This window comes from Klebsiella sp. GW_Kp181, from assembly GCF_040062315.1.
Lineage (GTDB): Bacteria > Pseudomonadota > Gammaproteobacteria > Enterobacterales > Enterobacteriaceae > Klebsiella > Klebsiella oxytoca.
Genome location: NZ_JBEAFR010000001.1, coordinates 110,674 through 128,761, shown reverse-complemented (window position 1 = coordinate 128,761; position 18,088 = coordinate 110,674). Strand labels below are relative to the sequence as shown.

The 18,088-nt window shown below is 56.0% G+C and carries 16 protein-coding genes, 1 pseudogene and 1 other annotated feature; of the genes and pseudogenes, 10 read left to right on the top strand and 7 right to left on the bottom strand.

Going from position 1 to position 18,088, the window contains the following annotated elements; all coding sequences use genetic code 11:
* Positions 1-23: 23 nt before the first annotated feature.
* From ABLV11_RS00680 to priC, 3 genes and pseudogenes are all read right to left on the bottom strand, one after another.
* A pseudogene (locus ABLV11_RS00680) lies at positions 24-948 on the bottom strand (Rpn family recombination-promoting nuclease/putative transposase).
* A 65-nt stretch (positions 949-1,013) separates the two neighbouring features.
* Positions 1,014-1,187, bottom strand: a complete 174-nt coding sequence (gene rsmS, locus ABLV11_RS00675) for a pleiotropic regulatory protein RsmS (protein WP_073970796.1) — start codon at positions 1,185-1,187, stop codon at positions 1,014-1,016.
* 14 nt (positions 1,188-1,201) lie between these two features.
* Complete coding sequence (priC, locus tag ABLV11_RS00670; RefSeq protein WP_023329380.1) at positions 1,202-1,729, bottom strand: primosomal replication protein N''; 528 nt, start codon at positions 1,727-1,729, stop codon at positions 1,202-1,204.
* Positions 1,730-1,798: 69 nt separating this feature from the next.
* On the opposite strand from priC, the gene ABLV11_RS00665 reads away from it, so the two are divergent.
* The 9 genes from ABLV11_RS00665 to ABLV11_RS00625 all read left to right on the top strand — a co-directional run bounded on the left by ABLV11_RS00665 (position 1,799) and on the right by ABLV11_RS00625 (position 11,279).
* Positions 1,799-2,176: a DUF454 family protein gene (locus ABLV11_RS00665; RefSeq protein ID WP_004099668.1), complete on the top strand. Its 378-nt coding sequence runs from the start codon at positions 1,799-1,801 to the stop codon at positions 2,174-2,176.
* A gap of 150 nt (positions 2,177-2,326) precedes the next feature.
* The gene (apt, locus tag ABLV11_RS00660; RefSeq protein WP_004099669.1) at positions 2,327-2,878 is read left to right on the top strand and encodes an adenine phosphoribosyltransferase; all 552 of its coding nucleotides are present in this window, start codon (positions 2,327-2,329) and stop codon (positions 2,876-2,878) included.
* A 92-nt stretch (positions 2,879-2,970) separates the two neighbouring features.
* On the top strand, positions 2,971-4,887 hold the full coding sequence (gene dnaX, locus ABLV11_RS00655; RefSeq protein ID WP_195438923.1) for a DNA polymerase III subunit gamma/tau: 1,917 nt from the start codon (positions 2,971-2,973) through the stop codon (positions 4,885-4,887).
* Positions 4,220-4,284, top strand: a sequence feature (DnaX frameshifting element). It overlaps the preceding gene by 65 nt.
* A 57-nt stretch (positions 4,888-4,944) precedes the next feature.
* Positions 4,945-5,277 carry a YbaB/EbfC family nucleoid-associated protein gene (locus ABLV11_RS00650; RefSeq protein ID WP_004099673.1) on the top strand — a complete coding sequence of 111 codons (333 nt, stop codon included), beginning with the start codon at positions 4,945-4,947 and terminating at the stop codon, positions 5,275-5,277.
* Complete coding sequence (recR, locus tag ABLV11_RS00645; protein ID WP_004099675.1) at positions 5,277-5,882, top strand: recombination mediator RecR; 606 nt, start codon at positions 5,277-5,279, stop codon at positions 5,880-5,882. The genes ABLV11_RS00650 and recR overlap by 1 nt, the downstream gene beginning before the upstream one ends.
* Before the next feature lie 111 nt (positions 5,883-5,993).
* On the top strand, positions 5,994-7,868 hold the full coding sequence (gene htpG / locus ABLV11_RS00640) for a molecular chaperone HtpG (RefSeq protein ID WP_004099677.1): 1,875 nt from the start codon (positions 5,994-5,996) through the stop codon (positions 7,866-7,868).
* A 308-nt stretch (positions 7,869-8,176) separates the two neighbouring features.
* On the top strand, positions 8,177-8,821 hold the full coding sequence (gene adk / locus ABLV11_RS00635; RefSeq protein WP_004099679.1) for an adenylate kinase: 645 nt from the start codon (positions 8,177-8,179) through the stop codon (positions 8,819-8,821).
* A 127-nt stretch (positions 8,822-8,948) separates the two neighbouring features.
* Positions 8,949-9,911 carry a ferrochelatase gene (gene hemH / locus ABLV11_RS00630; RefSeq protein ID WP_004099681.1) on the top strand — a complete coding sequence of 321 codons (963 nt, stop codon included), beginning with the start codon at positions 8,949-8,951 and terminating at the stop codon, positions 9,909-9,911.
* Between the two features lie 63 nt (positions 9,912-9,974).
* The gene (locus ABLV11_RS00625) at positions 9,975-11,279 is read left to right on the top strand and encodes an inosine/guanosine kinase (RefSeq protein ID WP_004111048.1); all 1,305 of its coding nucleotides are present in this window, start codon (positions 9,975-9,977) and stop codon (positions 11,277-11,279) included.
* A gap of 43 nt (positions 11,280-11,322) precedes the next feature.
* On the opposite strand, the gene ybaL is transcribed toward ABLV11_RS00625, so the two are convergent.
* Together ybaL and ABLV11_RS00615 are read right to left on the bottom strand one after the other, a co-directional pair.
* Entirely contained in the window at positions 11,323-12,999 is a 1,677-nt protein-coding gene (gene ybaL, locus ABLV11_RS00620; protein WP_004099684.1) for a YbaL family putative K(+) efflux transporter, read from the bottom strand.
* A gap of 368 nt (positions 13,000-13,367) precedes the next feature.
* The gene (locus ABLV11_RS00615; RefSeq protein WP_348855114.1) at positions 13,368-14,588 is read right to left on the bottom strand and encodes an MFS transporter; all 1,221 of its coding nucleotides are present in this window, start codon (positions 14,586-14,588) and stop codon (positions 13,368-13,370) included.
* Between the two features lie 164 nt (positions 14,589-14,752).
* Here ABLV11_RS00615 and ushA point away from each other — a divergent pair, with 164 nt between their 5' ends.
* Complete coding sequence (gene ushA, locus ABLV11_RS00610) at positions 14,753-16,405, top strand: bifunctional UDP-sugar hydrolase/5'-nucleotidase UshA (protein WP_224329914.1); 1,653 nt, start codon at positions 14,753-14,755, stop codon at positions 16,403-16,405.
* A 125-nt stretch (positions 16,406-16,530) separates the two neighbouring features.
* Here ushA and ybaK read toward each other — a convergent pair whose 3' ends face one another.
* Complete coding sequence (ybaK, locus tag ABLV11_RS00605; protein ID WP_004099690.1) at positions 16,531-17,010, bottom strand: Cys-tRNA(Pro)/Cys-tRNA(Cys) deacylase YbaK; 480 nt, start codon at positions 17,008-17,010, stop codon at positions 16,531-16,533.
* A gap of 202 nt (positions 17,011-17,212) precedes the next feature.
* Positions 17,213-18,007 (bottom strand): TraB/GumN family protein, encoded by a 795-nt coding sequence (locus ABLV11_RS00600; protein ID WP_070557214.1) that lies wholly within the window; start codon positions 18,005-18,007, stop codon positions 17,213-17,215.
* Between the last annotated feature and the right edge of the window lie 81 nt (positions 18,008-18,088).

The window sequence follows — 18,088 nt, the reverse complement described above, 5'->3', positions numbered from 1 at the left end:
GGTAAATACCCGCCCCGCAGATTTTAATGGCTGAGCGAGGAGAGTTCTTCCTGGCTCAGACCCGTCAGCTCCATCACCATCTTAGGATCCAGCCCGCTGGCGAGCATTTTCAGCGCAATGCTGTGCGAGATTTCTTTACGGCCTTTCTGTCGACTCTCCAGTCTGCCTTCTCTTCTCCCTTTTTTACGACCTTTCTCTTCCAGCCATTCGGCAATCGTCATCAGTAGCTCCCTGTGCCTGGGCGACTGCTTCGCCAGTTCGCGAATAAGGGGTCCGGGCTTTTCCGTTATACCCGCCTGCAGCATATAGCTGATTAGGGTATTGATCTGGGTTTCCATGAGATATCCTTGCGCCAGCAGCGCAACCAGTATCGGTTGCAATTCGGCCAGATCGCGCTGGCGGATATGCTTCTGCAACAGTTCCAGCATCGCCATTCGCTGGTGGAGGATGAATTGATTACCTGGCATAACGGTCAGGTCCACCAGTGGAAAATCACCGCCGTACAGCGCGCTGGCAAGCTCAGGATGGTCAAAGAGATGATGCCAGTTGAGCGTATGCGGCCAGGGACTGACGGCGCCGTGATAAAACAGAATGGGGACCACAAGGGGCAACGTATCGTGGCCAGCATCAAGGTGACGCTGCATGGCTGCGAGCGTATAGCGCATCAGGCGAAAAGCCATGAGCTTGTCCGGAGAGCTTTGATGTTCAATCAGCGCATAGATATATCCGGCGCCGTGCCGCGTTTGCAGAGAGTAAAGTATATCCGAGTAGCTGGAGCGCAGGGTCTTCTTCGATAAAACTGCCTGAAGCCAGCTGCAGCGTACTAAGATCGTAGATACTTAAAAACTGCGCCGGGAGGTAAGGCTGTAAAAAATCGCGGGCGACCTCTTTCTGATTCAACATTTGACGAAAGATGGCATCGTGCGGCGTACGTGAGAATCTTTCCATGAGCATTTATCCGTTTTGGTAAGGGCAGGCGATGACTCTGCCACCCCCAACGATCCGGCAACAGGCTACTCCGGCGCTTTTTGCGAGGCCTCTTCCGCACTTTTTACTTTGTTTTCATAATCGCGACGGATAATCTCCAGCGCAGCTAGCACGGTTTGCGCAGGGACATTATTTTCCTCAAGCAGCATGATTAAATCGACGGCCAGCTTGACCTCGTCAGGCGCATTTTCCAGCGACATCTTTCTTCCTCCACTTAACGTGTTAATCGGGCCAGCCTGTTTTCAATTTTTTCCAGCGCGTCGCGACAGCGGGCAAGGCGTGCGGCGTAGGCGTCAACTTCTTTTGCCAGCCGCTGCTGTTCATCAAGAGATGTGACTTGCGCCAGCTGTCTTTGGCGATCGTTGCGCATGGCCAGCAGACGCCGCTCATATTCCTGATGCTGGATACGCCGGCGCTGCCAGCGGCTAAGCGTCGGCGAAGCGCTATCCCAGGCGCGTAACGACCAGGTGGCCGTTTCCCGGCTAATGGCGGCGATTTGGGCCACAAGATGTTCCGCCAGCCAGGCAACCTGGGGGAGCTGCTGGCGTTCGACCGCCAGCTTTAACTCCGTTAAACGATCGCTGGCCTCATTGAGATAAGCCTGCATCTGCGTGCTGCGGGTCCGAAACAGCTGGCGATCGAAACGCGGGCTGAGGGTCGCGTGATTCGCCATTGGCGCTACCCGGACGGCCAGCTCCGCAAGCTGATTTTCCAACGAATGTAAAAGCCGGGTGGTTTTCAAATAACTCCTCCATCCCCTGATAAGCAACTGTGCTACATTAGCGTTATCTTCTTGATAACGATTCGCATTATGCCACGTATTATTTTGATCATCATTGGCTGGCTGGCGGTAGCGCTGGGAACGCTGGGCGTATTTTTACCGCTACTGCCGACGACGCCTTTTATCCTGCTTGCCGCCTGGTGCTTTGCGCGCTCGTCGCCGCGTTTTCACCACTGGCTTTTGTACCGCTCATGGTTTGGCGGTTACCTGCGTCACTGGCAGAAATACCGCGCCATGCCGCCGGGAGCGAAGCCGCGCGCGATAGCGATGATTTTGCTGACCTTTGCTATTTCCCTGTGGCTGGTTAATCTTACCTGGGTGCGCATCTTGCTGCTGATCATTCTGGCCTGTCTGCTGATATTTATGTGGCGCATTCCGGTGGTTGATGCAAAGCAACAAAAGCACTGATGCGCAATAATGATGGTTGCAATTGTCGCTGACAGCCAGTAAATTCTGGCGTTTTCGAGCGCGGGTAAGCTTGGTCAAAGGTTAAACAAATGTTTCTTTGGCCCATTTGGCATGCCCGTGAGTAATACCGTTTTAATCAGGCATACACTTATGACCGCAACAGCACAGCAGCTTGAATATCTGAAGAACAGCATCCAAAGCATCCAGGACTATCCGAAACCTGGCATCCTTTTCCGTGATGTCACCAGCTTGCTGGAAGACCCGAAGGCCTATGCGCTCAGCATTGAACTGCTGGCCGAGCGTTATAAAGACGCGGGTATTACCAAAGTGGTGGGCACCGAAGCGCGTGGCTTCTTGTTTGGCGCACCGGTTGCGCTGGCGCTGGGCGTAGGCTTTGTTCCGGTACGCAAGCCGCGTAAGCTGCCGCGTGAGACCATCGCAGAAAGCTACGAGCTTGAGTACGGCACCGATCAGCTGGAAATCCATGTCGATGCGATCAAAGAAGGCGATAAAGTCCTGGTGGTTGACGATCTGCTGGCAACCGGCGGCACCATCGACGCCACCGTGAAGCTTATCCGTCGCCTGGGCGGTGAAGTGCACGATGCGGCTTTTATTATCAATCTGTTCGATCTGGGCGGCGAGCAGCGTCTGGAAAAACTGGGAATTAACTGCTATAGCCTGGTCCCTTTCCCGGGTCACTAAGCAAATCCCTCCACATAGCCTCGCTGATTGAGCGGGGCTGTGATAGCATGACCCCCTCGTGATTTCACCTTCCAGCGTTTCAGAGCCAGCCCATGAGTTATCAGGTCTTAGCCCGTAAATGGCGCCCACAAACCTTTGCTGACGTCGTCGGCCAGGAACATGTGCTGACCGCACTGGCGAACGGCTTGTCGTTAGGGCGCATTCATCATGCCTATCTCTTTTCCGGCACCCGCGGCGTGGGTAAAACCTCTATCGCACGTCTGTTGGCAAAAGGATTAAACTGTGAAACCGGTATTACCGCCACGCCATGCGGCGTCTGCGATAACTGCCGTGAAATAGAACAGGGGCGCTTTGTCGATCTGATAGAGATCGATGCCGCTTCGCGTACCAAAGTCGAAGATACCCGCGATCTGCTGGATAACGTTCAGTACGCGCCGGCCCGTGGTCGCTTCAAGGTCTATCTGATCGATGAAGTCCATATGCTTTCGCGCCACAGCTTCAACGCGTTGTTAAAAACGCTGGAGGAGCCGCCGGCGCACGTAAAATTTCTGCTGGCGACCACCGATCCGCAGAAGCTGCCGGTGACCATTCTTTCCCGCTGCCTGCAGTTCCATCTTAAGGCGCTGGATGTCGAACAGATTCGCCATCAGCTTGAGCATATCCTCGGCGTCGAGCAGATCGCTTTCGAACCGCGCGCGCTGCAGCTGCTGTCGCGCGCGGCGGATGGCAGCCTGCGCGATGCATTAAGCCTGACCGATCAGGCTATCGCCAGCGGCGACGGCCGTCTGACGGCTGAATCCGTTAGCACCATGCTCGGTACGCTTGACGACGATCAGGCGCTCTCGCTGATTGAAGCGCTGGTGGCCGCCGATGGCGAACGCGTCATGGCCGGCGTCAATGAAGCTGCCGCTCGCGGCGTGGAGTGGGAGGCTTTGCTGGTGGAAATGCAGAGCCTGTTGCATCGCATTGCAATGGTTCAGCTGTCGCCGTCGGCGCTGGGGGCGGATATGGCCGCGATAGAGCTACGCATGCGCGAGCTGGCGCGGACGGTGCCGCCTACCGATGTTCAGCTGTACTATCAAACGTTATTAATTGGCCGTAAAGAGCTTCCATACGCGCCGGATCGCCGGATGGGCGTTGAGATGACGCTTCTGCGTGCGCTGGCGTTCCATCCGCGTATGCCGCTGCCGGAACCGGAGGCGCCGCCGGCGCAGGCTATTCAGGCCGCCCCTGCACAGCAGTCCGCCCCGGCATCCGCTCCGCCGCCGCCGCCGCCGCCGCCGCAGAATTTGCCGCAGACCACCAGCCAGGTGCTGGCGGCACGTAGCCAACTGCAGCGCAGCCAGGGAGCGCCCACCCCAAAAAAGAGTGAACCGGCAGCCGCTTCCCGCGCGCGGCCGGTGAATAACGCTGCGCTGGAACGACTGAGTTCGATTACTGAACGCGTACAGGCGCGTCCGGCTGCTGCTGCGCTGGAAAAAGCGCCGGCGAAAAAAGAAGCTTATCGCTGGAAATCGACGACGGTTGTTGAAACCGTGAAAGAAGAAGTGGCGACGCCGAAGGCGCTCAAAAAAGCGCTGGAGCATGAAAAAACGCCGGAACTGGCGGCAAAACTGGCTATTGAAGCGGTCGAGCGCGATAGCTGGGCGGCGGAAGTCAGCCGGCTTGCGGTGCCAAAGCTGGTGGAGCAGGTCGCCCTCAATGCCTGGAAAGAGCAGGAGGGCAACCGCGTCTGCCTGCATCTTCGCCCGAGCCAGCGGCATCTGAATTCGGCGGGCGCGCAGCAAAAGCTGGCGGAAGCGCTCGGTATTTTGTACGGTACGCCGGTTGAATTGACCATCGTGGAAGATGATAATCCCGCGATGCGCACGCCGCTTGAGTGGCGGCAGGCAATTTATGAAGAAAAGCTCGCGCAGGCGCGTGAAGCGATTATTGCGGATAATAACATTCAGACGCTGCGTCGATTTTTCGATGCGGACCTGGATGAAGAGAGTATTCGCCCCATTTGATTGCAAGTCTGACTTGCGGTCAGCATCCTTAACGATGACCTACTGAGAGAGAAGCCTATGTTTGGTGGAAAAGGCGGTCTGGGTAACCTGATGAAGCAGGCCCAGCAGATGCAAGAAAAAATGCAGCAGATGCAGGAAGAAGTCGCTCGACTGGAAGTGACCGGTGAATCCGGCGCAGGCCTGGTCAAAGTCACCATCAACGGCGCGCATAACTGCCGCCGCGTTGAGATCGACCCGAGCCTGCTGGAAGACGACAAAGAGATGCTGGAAGATCTGGTGGCCGCCGCGTTTAACGACGCCGCCCGCCGCATCGAAGAGACGCAGAAAGAAAAAATGGCGTCTGTGTCCGCAGGTATGCAGCTGCCGCCAGGCTTTAAGATGCCGTTCTGATGCAAACCAGTCCGCTGTTAACGCAGCTTATGGAAGCACTGCGCTGCCTGCCGGGCGTCGGCCCGAAGTCGGCGCAGCGCATGGCGTTTACCCTGCTGCAGCGCGATCGCAGCGGCGGGATGCGCCTGGCGCAGGCGCTGACGCGCGCGATGTCGGAAATCGGCCACTGCGCCGATTGCCGCACCTTCACCGAGCAGGAGGTATGCAATATTTGCAGCAACCCTCGGCGGAAGGAAAACGGCCAGATCTGCGTGGTAGAGAGCCCAGCGGATATCTACGCTATCGAGCAGACCGGGCAGTTTTCCGGTCGTTATTTTGTGCTGATGGGCCATCTGTCGCCGCTTGACGGCATCGGGCCGGATGACATTGGACTCGATCGCCTGGAGCAGCGTCTGCGTGACGAATCGATGCAGGAAGTGATCCTCGCAACCAACCCAACGGTTGAAGGGGAGGCGACCGCGAACTATATCGCCGAGCTTTGCGCGCAGTATGGCGTAGAGGCGAGCCGTATCGCTCATGGCGTACCGGTCGGCGGCGAGCTGGAAATGGTTGACGGCACAACGCTGTCACACTCTCTTGCCGGACGGCATAAGATTCGTTTTTAATCAAACGGAGGCGCTTTTCGGGGCCTCCGCTTGAAAACGTCTTCCTTTGTCCCCATCTCACCCTCAACGGTTTTTTTACCATTAACAATGGCATTGTTGAGGTTGATTTAGATGAAAGGACAAGAAACTCGTGGTTTTCAGTCAGAGGTTAAGCAGCTTCTGCACCTGATGATCCATTCTCTTTATTCCAACAAAGAAATTTTCCTGCGTGAGCTGATTTCCAACGCCTCCGATGCGGCCGACAAGCTGCGCTTCCGCGCCCTGTCCCAGCCGGATCTGTATGAAGGCGACGGCGAACTGCGCGTGCGTGTTTCATTTGATAAAGACAACCGCACCCTGACCATTGCCGATAACGGCATTGGTATGAACCGCGATGAAGTGATTGACCATCTCGGCACCATCGCCAAGTCCGGCACCAAAGCATTCCTTGAGTCCATGGGCTCTGACCAGGCGAAAGACAGCCAACTGATTGGCCAGTTCGGCGTGGGCTTCTATTCAGCGTTTATTGTCGCCGATAAAGTCACCGTACGTACCCGCGCGGCGGGAGATAGCGCAGAAAATGGCGTATTCTGGGAGTCCGCTGGCGAAGGCGAATATACCGTTGCCGACATTAACAAAGCCGATCGCGGTACCGAGATCACGCTGCACCTGCGCGAAGGCGAGGATGATTTCCTCAACGACTGGCGCGTGCGTTCGATCATCAGCAAATACTCCGATCACATCGCGCTGCCGGTGGAAATTGAAAAACGCGAAGAAGTGGACGGTGAAACCGTCATTACCTGGGAGAAAATTAACAAAGCCCAGGCGCTGTGGACGCGCAATAAGTCGGAAATCAAAGACGACGAGTACAACGAGTTTTATAAGCATATTGCCCATGACTACAGCGATCCGCTGACCTGGAGCCACAACCGCGTTGAAGGCAAGCAGGAGTACACCAGCCTGCTGTATATCCCGTCGCAGGCGCCATGGGATATGTGGAATCGCGACCATAAACACGGCCTGAAGCTGTACGTACAGCGCGTTTTCATCATGGATGACGCTGAGCAGTTTATGCCGAACTACCTGCGCTTCGTCCGCGGCCTGGTCGACTCCAACGATCTGCCGCTGAACGTGTCGCGTGAAATCCTTCAGGACAGCAGCGTGACCCGCAATCTGCGCACTGCGCTGAGCAAGCGCGCCCTGCAGATGCTGGAAAAACTGGCGAAAGACGACGCGGAAAAATATCAGACCTTCTGGCAGCAGTTTGGCCTGGTGCTGAAAGAAGGCCCGGCGGAAGACCACGCTAACCAGCAGACCATTGCTAAACTGCTGCGTTTCGCCAGTACCCATACCGATTCCGCCGCGCAGACCGTGTCGCTGGAAGAGTACGTCTCCCGCATGAAAGAAGGGCAGGAGAAGATTTACTACATTACCGCCGACAGCTACGCCGCCGCGAAGAGCAGCCCGCATCTGGAACTGCTGCGTAAGAAAGGCATTGAAGTGCTGCTGCTTTCCGATCGCATCGACGAGTGGATGATGAGCTATCTGACCGAGTTCGACGGTAAGCCGTTCCAGTCGGTGGCGAAAGCCGATGAGTCGCTGGATAAGCTGACGGACGAAGTGGATGAAACCACAAAAGAAGCTGAGAAGGCGCTGGAGCCGTTCGTTGAGCGAGCCAAAACGCTGCTCGGCGACCGGGTGAAAGAGGTTCGCCTGACCCATCGTCTGACCGATACGCCGGCCATCGTTACCACCGACGCGGATGAAATGAGCACCCAAATGGCGAAACTGTTTGCCGCTGCGGGCCAGGCCGCGCCGGAAGTGAAGTACATCTTCGAACTGAACCCGCTGCATCCGCTGGTAAAACGCGCGGCGGACACTCAGGATGATGCGCAATTCGGCGAGTGGGTTGAGCTGCTTCTCGATCAGGCGCTGCTGGCCGAGCGCGGTACGCTGGAAGATCCGAACCAGTTTATTCGCCGCATGAACCAGCTGCTGGCGTCGTAATCTTTCCCCTCAGCCTCATCCTCACCCTCTCCCTGTCAGGGAGAGGGGACTTGCCCGGCATTGACATGCTGGCGCGGAGGCTGTCATCGTTTAGCCTGCTTCTCCCTGTTCCCCTGCTGGCTCCGGCGCGTGTTTTCTTCCTTGCCCTGCGGGAGAGGAGCGGAATGAGGGCAACAAAACGCACTCTACGTAAAATATCTCACCATTAACCGTTTCAGCCGCCCCGCCTTCCTTGAGCCATCCGCGTTCTGGTGGTATGGTTTAGCGTTTTTTGAAATATTGAATCAACTTTTGAGGGGATTTTCGTAATGCGTATTATTCTGCTTGGCGCTCCGGGCGCGGGTAAAGGAACTCAGGCTCAGTTCATCATGGAGAAATACGGTATTCCGCAAATCTCCACCGGCGACATGCTGCGTGCCGCGGTGAAGTCAGGCTCCGAGTTGGGCAAAAAGGCGAAGGATATTATGGACGCCGGTAAGCTGGTCACCGACGAACTGGTTATCGCCCTGGTGAAAGAGCGTATCACTCAGGAAGATTGCCGCAACGGATTCCTGCTGGACGGCTTCCCGCGCACCATTCCTCAGGCTGACGCCATGAAAGAAGCGGGCATTGCCGTAGATTACGTACTGGAATTCGATGTTCCTGATGAACTGATCGTTGACCGCATCATCGGTCGTCGCGTTCACGCTGCTTCCGGCCGCGTTTATCACATCAAATTTAATCCGCCGAAAGTCGAAGGCAAAGACGACGTGACCGGCGAAGAGCTGACCACCCGTAAAGACGACCAGGAAGAGACCGTGCGTAAGCGTCTGGTTGAATATCATCAGATGACGGCTCCGCTGATCGGCTACTATCAGAAAGAAGCTGAAGCGGGAAATACCCAATACGCGAAAGTTGATGGCACCAAAGCGGTGGCGGACGTTCGCGCCGAACTGGAAAAAATTCTCGGTTAATTCCGTTAGTTCTCATCCCGCAGCGGCGGGGTGAGAACTCCTCTCATTTTACCTTTTTCTATGATTGGTTCCGTTTAGCGCCATTTCAGCTACAATTGTCAGCGATTCAAATGGTTAAGAGGCGGTAATGCATCAGACGAAAACAGGTATCTTATTAGCCAATTTAGGCACTCCCGATGCGCCCACGCCCGACGCGGTTAAGCGCTATCTACGACAGTTTCTTAGCGATCGGCGCGTGGTGGATACCTCCCGTCTACTGTGGTGGCCGTTGCTGCGCGGCGTGATACTGCCCCTGCGCGCCCCCAGGGTCGCTAAGCTCTATCAGTCCATCTGGATGGAAGACGGCTCGCCGCTGATGGTCTATAGCCAGCAGCAGCGGCAGGCGCTGGCCGCGCGGCTTCCGGATACGCCGGTGGCGCTGGGGATGAGCTACGGCTCGCCGTCGCTGGAGAGCGCGGTGGATGAACTGCTGGCGCAGGGGGTGGACCACATCGTGGTGCTACCGCTCTATCCACAATACTCCTGCTCTACCGTGGCGGCGGTCTGGGATGAGCTGGGGCGTATCCTCGCCAGAAAGCGCGCGATTCCCGGCATCTCTTTTATTCGCGACTATGCCGATGATGTGGACTACATTCACGCGCTGGCCGCCAGCGTACGCGCTTCGTTTGCGGTGCACGGCGAGCCGGATTTACTGCTGCTCTCCTATCATGGGATTCCACAGCGTTACGCTCAGCAAGGGGATACCTATCCTCAGCGCTGTCGCGATACCACTCGTGAGCTGGTTTCAGCCCTTGGCCTGTCGCCTGACCGGGTCATGATGACTTTTCAGTCGCGCTTTGGTCGTGAGCCGTGGCTGACGCCCTATACTGACGAAACGCTGAAAATGCTCGGTGAGAAAGGGGTGAAGCATATTCAGGTTATCTGCCCCGGCTTTGCTGCCGATTGCCTGGAGACGCTGGAAGAGATCGCGGTGCAAAACCGGGAAATCTTCCTTGAAGCCGGCGGCCAGCAATATGAGTACATACCGGCGCTTAATGCGGACACCGCGCATATTGAAATGATGGTCAACCTGACGGCGAAATATCGCTGATCGCGCGTGCGGCGGGGAGTATGCTACTATTCCCCGCTTGTTCACTGTCAATAAATCGCCACTATGAAATTTCCCGGTAAACGCAAATCCAAACACTATTTTCCCGTCAACGCTCGCGATCCGCTGCTGCAACAAATTCAGCCGGACAATGAGTCTAACGTCGCCTGGGTCGTCGGCATCGATCAAACCCTGGTCGATATCGAAGCGAAAGTGGATGAGGCGTTTATCGTACGCTACGGCCTGAGCGCTGGGCATTCGCTGGTGATTGAGGATGATGTCGCCGAAGCGTTGTACCAGGAACTGGTCCGCAACGATCTGATTACCCACCAGTTTGCCGGTGGTACCATCGGAAACACCATGCACAACTACTCGGTGCTGGCGGATGACCGCTCGGTTCTGCTTGGCGTCATGTGCAGCAATATTGAAATCGGCGGCTACGCCTATCGCTACCTGTGCAACACCTCCAGCCGTACCGATCTGAACTACCTGCAAGGCGTGGATGGCGCGATTGGTCGCTGCTTTACCCTTATTAGCGACTCCGGCGAGCGCACCTTTGCGATCAGCCCCGGCCATATGAATAAGCTCCGCCCGGAAAGCATTCCGGAAAGCGTGATCGCCGGCGCTTCCGCGCTGGTGCTGACCTCCTACCTCGTCCGCTGCAAGCCGGGTGAGACGATGCCGGACGCGACGATGCAGGCCATCAAATATGCGAAAAAGCACGATGTACCGGTGGTCCTGACCCTGGGGACTAAATACGTTATCGCTGATAATCCGGCGTGGTGGCAGGCGTTCCTCAAAGAACACGTTTCTATTCTGGCGATGAACGAAGAAGAGGCGGAAGCGCTGACCGGACTATCCGATCCGCTGCTGGCTTCCGACAAGGCGCTGGAGTGGGTTGACCTGGTACTGTGCACCGCCGGGCCCGCCGGGCTGTATATGGCCAGTTTTACCGAGGATGAGGCTAAGCGCAAAACGCAGCATCCGCTGCTGCCTGGCGCGATTGCCGAGTTTAACCAGTATGAATTCAGCCGCGCGATGCGCCACCAGGACTGCGAGAATCCGCTGCGTATTTATTCGCATATCGCACCCTATATGGGCGGGCCGGAGAAGATCATGAACACCAACGGCGCCGGCGACGGCGCGCTGGCGGCACTGCTGCACGACATCACCGCTAATAATTATCATCGCAATAACGTGCCGAACTCCAGCAAGCACAAATGCAAATGGCTGACCTATTCCTCGCTGGCGCAGGTGTGTAAATACGCTAACCGCGTGAGCTATCAGGTGCTGAACCAGCATTCACCGCGTCTGACCCGCGGCCTGCCGGAGCGTGAAGATAGTCTGGAAGAGGCCTACTGGGATCGTTAAGCCGGTAAATAAAGTCGGCCCCGGGGAGTCGGGGCCGGAAGCATTAACCGGTAATAAGCTCGCCGGCTGGCGGCGTTTCAAGGAGCTTAAGCATGGCGCGGGCGATTTCTCGTTCGCCCATCACTACCTGGTTGGCGCCGCGTTCAACAATATATTCCACCTCATCGTCGTAATGCGCGCGCGCGATGATCTCGATATTCGGGCACTTCTCGCGCGCTGAGGCCACGATCTCTCCGGCCTCGTAACCGTTAGGGATGGTGAGCAGTAGCCAGCGCGCGCAGTCCAGATGCGCCAGATTCATAATCTCTTCATTGGCGGCGTTACCTAAAACTGCGCGAATACCCCGCGCGCGCAGTTCGTCAACGCGGGTGCGCGACGTTTCGATAACTACCAGCGGTATCCCCTGAGCCATCAGTTTTTCACCAAGCAGGCTCCCGACGCGACCGAAACCGACCAGCAGCGCATGGTTACAGATATCAACGGGGATCTGTTTCTCATCTTCCAGCACTTCTTCCAGCGTCTGTTCGTCCAGCGTCTCCGTTTTATCGAGGTATTTTTCCAGCAGGGTAAACAGGACCGGGTTGAGCATGATGGAGATAATGGCGCCGGCAAGCACCAGGTTCTGCCCGGCCTGCGGCAGCAGATCCAGCGCCATTCCCAGACCAGCAAGAATAAAGGCGAATTCACCGATTTGCGCCAGACTGGCGGCAATGGTCAGGGCAGTGCGCGGCGAGTGGCCGAACATCCGCACCAGGAAGAAGGCGGCAGCCGATTTACCGAAAATGATGATAGCCAGCGTCGCCAGTACCGCCAGCGGCTGCTCAAGCAGAATCATCGGGTCGAACAGCATTCCGACGGAGACAAAGAACAGCACGGCGAAGGCGTCGCGCAGCGGCAGCGTATCGTGGGCCGCGCGATGGCTGAGCTCGGATTCATTGAGCACCATACCGGCGAAAAAGGCGCCGAGGGCGAAGGAGACGTCAAATAGCTCAACGGCGCCGAAAGCGATGCCGAGCGCTAACGCCAGTACCGACAGCGTAAACAGCTCGCGTGAACCGGTTGCCGCGCTGCGCGACATAATCCACGGCACCAGGCGGCGGCCGACGAGCATCATAATGGCGATGAAGGCGACGACTTTGCCGATGGTAATACTCATATCGAGGGCCAGAGAAGCCAGGCCCACGTCGCCTTTCTCGGTCATGCCGGCAACCGCCGGCAGCAGCACCAGCGTCAGAACCATCACCAGATCTTCAACAATCAGCCAGCCGATGGCGATTTGCCCCCGCTGGCTATCAATAAGCTGCCGTTCTTCCAGCGCGCGCAGCAGCACCACGGTACTGGCGGTAGAAAGACACAGACCAAAAACGATACCGGTCATTAACGACCAGCCCAGCATGGCAGAGAGCGCCATACCCAACAGGGTCGCTACGGCTATCTGGGCGATAGCGCCCGGGATGGCGATGGCCTTAACCGCCATCAGATCTTTTAAGGAGAAATGCAGACCCACGCCGAACATCAGCAGGATCACGCCGAGCTCGGCCAGTTCCGGCGCCAGCTTGGTATCAGCAACAAAACCTGGGGTAAAAGGTCCGGCCAGCACGCCCGCTAATAGATATCCCACCAGAGGAGAAATACGTAGCTTATTGGCAATCATGCCGAGAATAAAGGCGAGCACAAGGCCGCCGACAATGGTGGTGATTAGCGGTGTTGCGTGGTGCATTCCGTCTCCTTGCAGTGGTGAGCTGATCCATTTTCGGTACATACCCGTCATGCTTCAATTTGCATGGGCGTAGGCTTTATTACTTAGCTCATCCATGAGCCTCGCCCTTGGGGGCCAGCGCCAGCGCTGTTCAAGGCACAAGTGGCTTGTCCTGCAACTTGAATGAATTAGGGTATAAAACCAAAAAACCGAATAATAGTTTATGACACTTTCAGCGGTTTTGTTTATGAATAATCGTTGAATTTTGCAGAAAAATGCAATTGACGTGCAAAAAAGCACGGAGCGCAAAATGGCAGCAGCTTATGCGGGGTAATGCTGGTGGGGTAAGGGATTGTGGTAGCCAAAGTTACACTTTGGCTACCGAAGAATCATGACTTTTGATGGTTGTTAGGTAGAAATATCGTCAGGATGCCGATTAGAGGCAGGAAAGCGCAGATTTTATAGACCAGTTCGATGCTGGTATGGTCAGCTAAGAGCCCCAGTACCGCGGCGCCAAGGCCACCCATGCCAAAAGCAAAACCGAAGAACAAACCAGAAACCATGCCGATCCGCCCCGGTAACAGCTCCTGGGCATAGACCAGAATGGCGGAAAAGGCTGAGGCAAGGATAAAACCAATTATCATCGTTAAAATCCCGGTCCATTCCAGGGATGCATAGGGTAAAACAAGGGTGAACGGCGCTACGCCAAGGATAGAGCCCCAAATAACATATTTGCGCCCAATCTTATCGCCGACAGGCCCGCCAATCACCGTTCCTGCCGCGACGGCAAAAAGAAAGGCAAACAGATGAAACTGGGCATTTTGCACCGACAATCCGAATTTTTGCATCAGATAAAAGGTGTAATAGCTGCTGATGCTCGCCATATAGAAGTATTTCGAGAAAATCAGCAGTAACAGGATACTGACCGCCAGAATAACTTTGTTTTTTGGCAACGGATTTACAATCAGCGCCTTCGGTTTACCTTTATTCATCCGATGCTGAGCGGCATACCAGCGGCTGATTTGCGCCAGCACGACGATCGCCAACAGCGCTGCCAGGACAAACCAGCCAACGTTACCTTTACCGTAAGGAGCGATAATCAGGGCCGCAAGCAGCGGGCCTAACGAGCTGCCAAAGTTGCCGCCGACCTGAAATATCGACTGCGCCAGGCCATGGCGACCGCCGGAAGCCATACGCGCCACGCGTGAAGACTCCGGATGAAAGACCGAAGACCCGGTGCCGACCAGCGCGGCTGCCAGCAGAACCATACCAAAGCTCCCCGAGATCGCCAGCAGCACCAGACCGCTCAGGGTAAAGCACATGCCTATCGGCAGCGACCACGGCATCGGATGTTTGTCGGTCAGATAGCCGACGACCGGCTGCAATAGCGATGAGGCCAGCTGGAAGGTGAGGGTAATCATACCTATCTGCACAAAGGTCAGCGAAAACTCGGCCTGCAGCAGCGGGTAGATAGCCAGAATAAGCGATTGGATCATATCGTTTAGCAAATGGGAGAGGCTGATGGCGCCGAGAATGCGAAACGAGGTGCGTGCTTTTTGCGGCGCAGCAGCAGGGCCGGATAAGGGTTGTGCGGTCTGATTCATTGCCATAGGTTCACTTAAGTGTTTTTTTATAGAGGATGCAGGTGGAATTATTATCTGCCTAACATACCTGCCCCTAAGGTTTGAAGGAAGTCGCAATTCTGAAAACATATTTGTCTAATCGGCCAACTCGCTATACTTTCGGCAGTTGTTACTTCGTCAGGGAGAGAAATATGCACTTTATGAAGCAAGGCGTTGCGCTGGCGCTATTTACGGCGCTATCGCTGGGGAGCCTGTCAGCGCAGGCTTATGAGCAGGATAAAACTTACAAAATAGCCATCCTGCATACTAACGATCATCATGGCCACTTCTGGCGTAGCGACTACGGCGAATATGGGCTATCCGCACAAAAAACGCTGGTTGACGGTATTCGCAAAGAGGTGGCGGCAGAAGGCGGCAGCGTGCTGCTGTTATCCGGCGGCGATATCAACACCGGCGTGCCGGAATCCGATTTACAGGACGCGGAACCTGATTTCCGCGGGATGAACCTGATTGGCTACGATGCAATGGCGGTGGGTAATCATGAATTTGATAATCCGCTTAGCGTACTCCGTCAGCAGGAAAAATGGGCGAAGTTCCCTTTCCTTTCGGCGAATATTTATCAGAAAAGCACCGGCGAGCGTCTGTTTAAGCCGTGGGCGCTGTTCAAACGCGGCGGGCTGAATATTGCGGTTATCGGTCTGACGACCGACGATACGGCTAAAATTGGTAATCCCGAGTTCTTTACCGATATCGAGTTCCGTAAACCGGCGGAAGAGGCCAAACTCGTTATCCAGGAGCTGCAGCAGAATGAAAAGCCGGACGTGATTCTGGCTACTACCCACATGGGCCATTATGACAATGGCGCTCACGGTTCGAACGCGCCGGGCGATGTTGAGATGGCACGCAGCCTGCCTGCGGGAGCGCTGGCGATGATCGTCGGCGGTCACTCGCAGGACCCGGTATGCATGGCGTCGGAGAACAAGAAGCAGGTGGATTACGTTCCGGGTAGCCCGTGCGCGCCGGACAAGCAGAACGGTATCTGGATTGTGCAGGCCCATGAGTGGGGTAAATATGTTGGCCGCGCCGATTTTGAATTCCGCAACGGCGACATGAAGCTGGTGCGCTATCAGCTGATCCCGGTCAACCTGAAGAAAAAGGTCACCTGGGACAACGGCGAGAGCGAGCGCGTGCTCTATACGCCGCAAATCCCCGAAAATCCGCAGATGCTCTCCCTGCTGACGCCGTTCCAGAATAAAGGCAAAGCGCAGCTACAGGTGAAAATCGGTAGCGTAAACGCGCATCTGGAGGGCGATCGCAGCAAAGTTCGTTTCGTGCAAACCAATATGGGACGTTTGCTGCTGGCGGCGCAGATGGCGCGCAGCAATGCTGATTTCGCGGTGATGAGCGGCGGCGGAGTGCGTGATTCGATTGAAGCGGGTGATATCACCTATAAAGATGTGATGAAGGTCCAACCCTTCGGCAACGTGCTGGTCTATGTCGATATGAGCGGTAAGGAAGTGACCGAGTATCTGACCGCCGTGGCGCAGATGAAGCCCGATTCCGGCGCCTATCCGCAGTTTGCCAACGTCGGTTTTGTGGCTAAAGACGGCAAGCTCAATAATTTGACCATCAAAGGCGAACCGGTCGATCCGGCAAAGACCTATCGTATGGCGACCCTGAGCTTTAACGCCACTGGCGGCGACGGCTATCCGCATATCGATACGAAGCCCGGCTATGTTAATACCGGCTTTATCGATGCCGAAGTGCTGAAAGAGTATATCCAGAAAAACTCACCGTTGGATGCGGCAGCTTATGAACCGAAAGGCGAGGTCAGCTGGCAGTAACGTTTGAGCCAAACCCCGGTTGCGTAGCTACCGGGGCTACAGGTCTCAGCGGTTTTGGATTTTGTAGCCCGGACAGGGCGCGTCAGCGCCGCCTCCGGGATTATCCTCTGACGCAAAACCGTCAATTAATCGCGCCGCGCGATATCGGCGAATTTTGCCTCAAGGATCTTCGCCAGATCGCTGGCCGCCAGCTCAATATCCAGCCCGCGTTTGCCGCCGGAAATATAGATGGTGGCAAACGCCTGGGCCGGTGCGTCAATCACCGTCGGCAGACGTTTTTTTTGCCCGAGCGGGCTGATACCCCCCACCAGATAGCCGGTAACCCGCTGCGCGACCATCGGGTCTGCCATATCCACTTTTTTTGCGCCTAAGGCCTTCGCCACTTTTTTCAGATCCAACTGACCCGCAACCGGGGTCACTGCAACGGCCAGATGCTTCATGTCGCCGTTAACGGCAACCAGCAGCGTTTTGTAGACCTGGTCGGCGTTCAGTCCCAGCTTACGCACCACTTCGTCACCAAAATTGGTTTCGTTCGGATCGTGATCGTAGCTGTGGATTTGAAAACTAATTTTGTTTTTTTCGAGTAATTTTACGGCGGGAGTCATCGTTATCCTTCTTACCAACCGATTAAATGTGACATAAGCATACGCCCGACGGCTGTCTAAAAAATAGTATCATCTTGCGCAATAGTATTGGCAGTGATGGTCACTTTGAGCGACAATCAGACGATCCGGGGCGCGAACCCCGGAATAATAATAATGATGAAATTCCTCTTTGACGGGCCAATAGCAATATTGGCCATTTTTTTTACGTCAGCATGTCCGGCAGATTCCCTTCGCCGTATAAATGCAGCGCCCCGACGGCAACCACGTAGCGTCCCGGCGGCAGCGCCAGCAGCGTTTCCCGCCAGGCGAGGTTGCGCTGGTGCATCAGAACGTCATACAGCGACTGGCTAAAGGTTGTCGGCAGCGAGGTAGCCCCTCTTGACGGCGGCTGATCGAGCCACCAACCGATCATCACCTGCAGCAGACGCGCATTTGTGCGCCAGTGGGTGAGGGTATCCTCCAGCAGCGCCAGACCGCCATCGGGCAGATCCCGCAGCAGCGCAATCTGGCTGTCGGCTCCCTCCAGCTCCATCACGCGGATATGGCTCTCGCGCGCCGCCATCAGCAGTTGATAATCAATGCCGTAATCCGCCCTGAGCCCCAGTTTTTGCGCCTGAGTTGCCTGCAGTACCATCGCCACCTGCCACAGCGGTTGACTGTCGAACAGCGCGACAGACAGACCCATTTCTGCCGCCCGCTCTTGCAGTGCAGCAAGCTGGGATGCCTTCAGGCGTTCCGCCAGCGGCGGACAGGAGGGGAGGTTGCTGAATGGCGTTTCGCTGCCGCTAATATCCGCTTCCACAATCAGCGCATCGGCCTGACGGATCTTTTTTAACAGCCGGGCGGGCGGCGGCGACATATCGCGGGTGCCCATATGAATACTGCCGACCAGGTGCAGATAGCGTTCCCCGGGAAGGGTGATATCCAGCGCGGGCCAGGAATAAGACGAGCCGAGGGCGGCTTGCCACAGCATTTTTATTCGGTTTAACAGGCCCATACGTGCTCCGTAGTGTGAAGCTTTCATGCTAGCGCCTGGGGAAGAACGGCGCAAGGAAAGTCCAGGGAAAGCGTCTGCGCG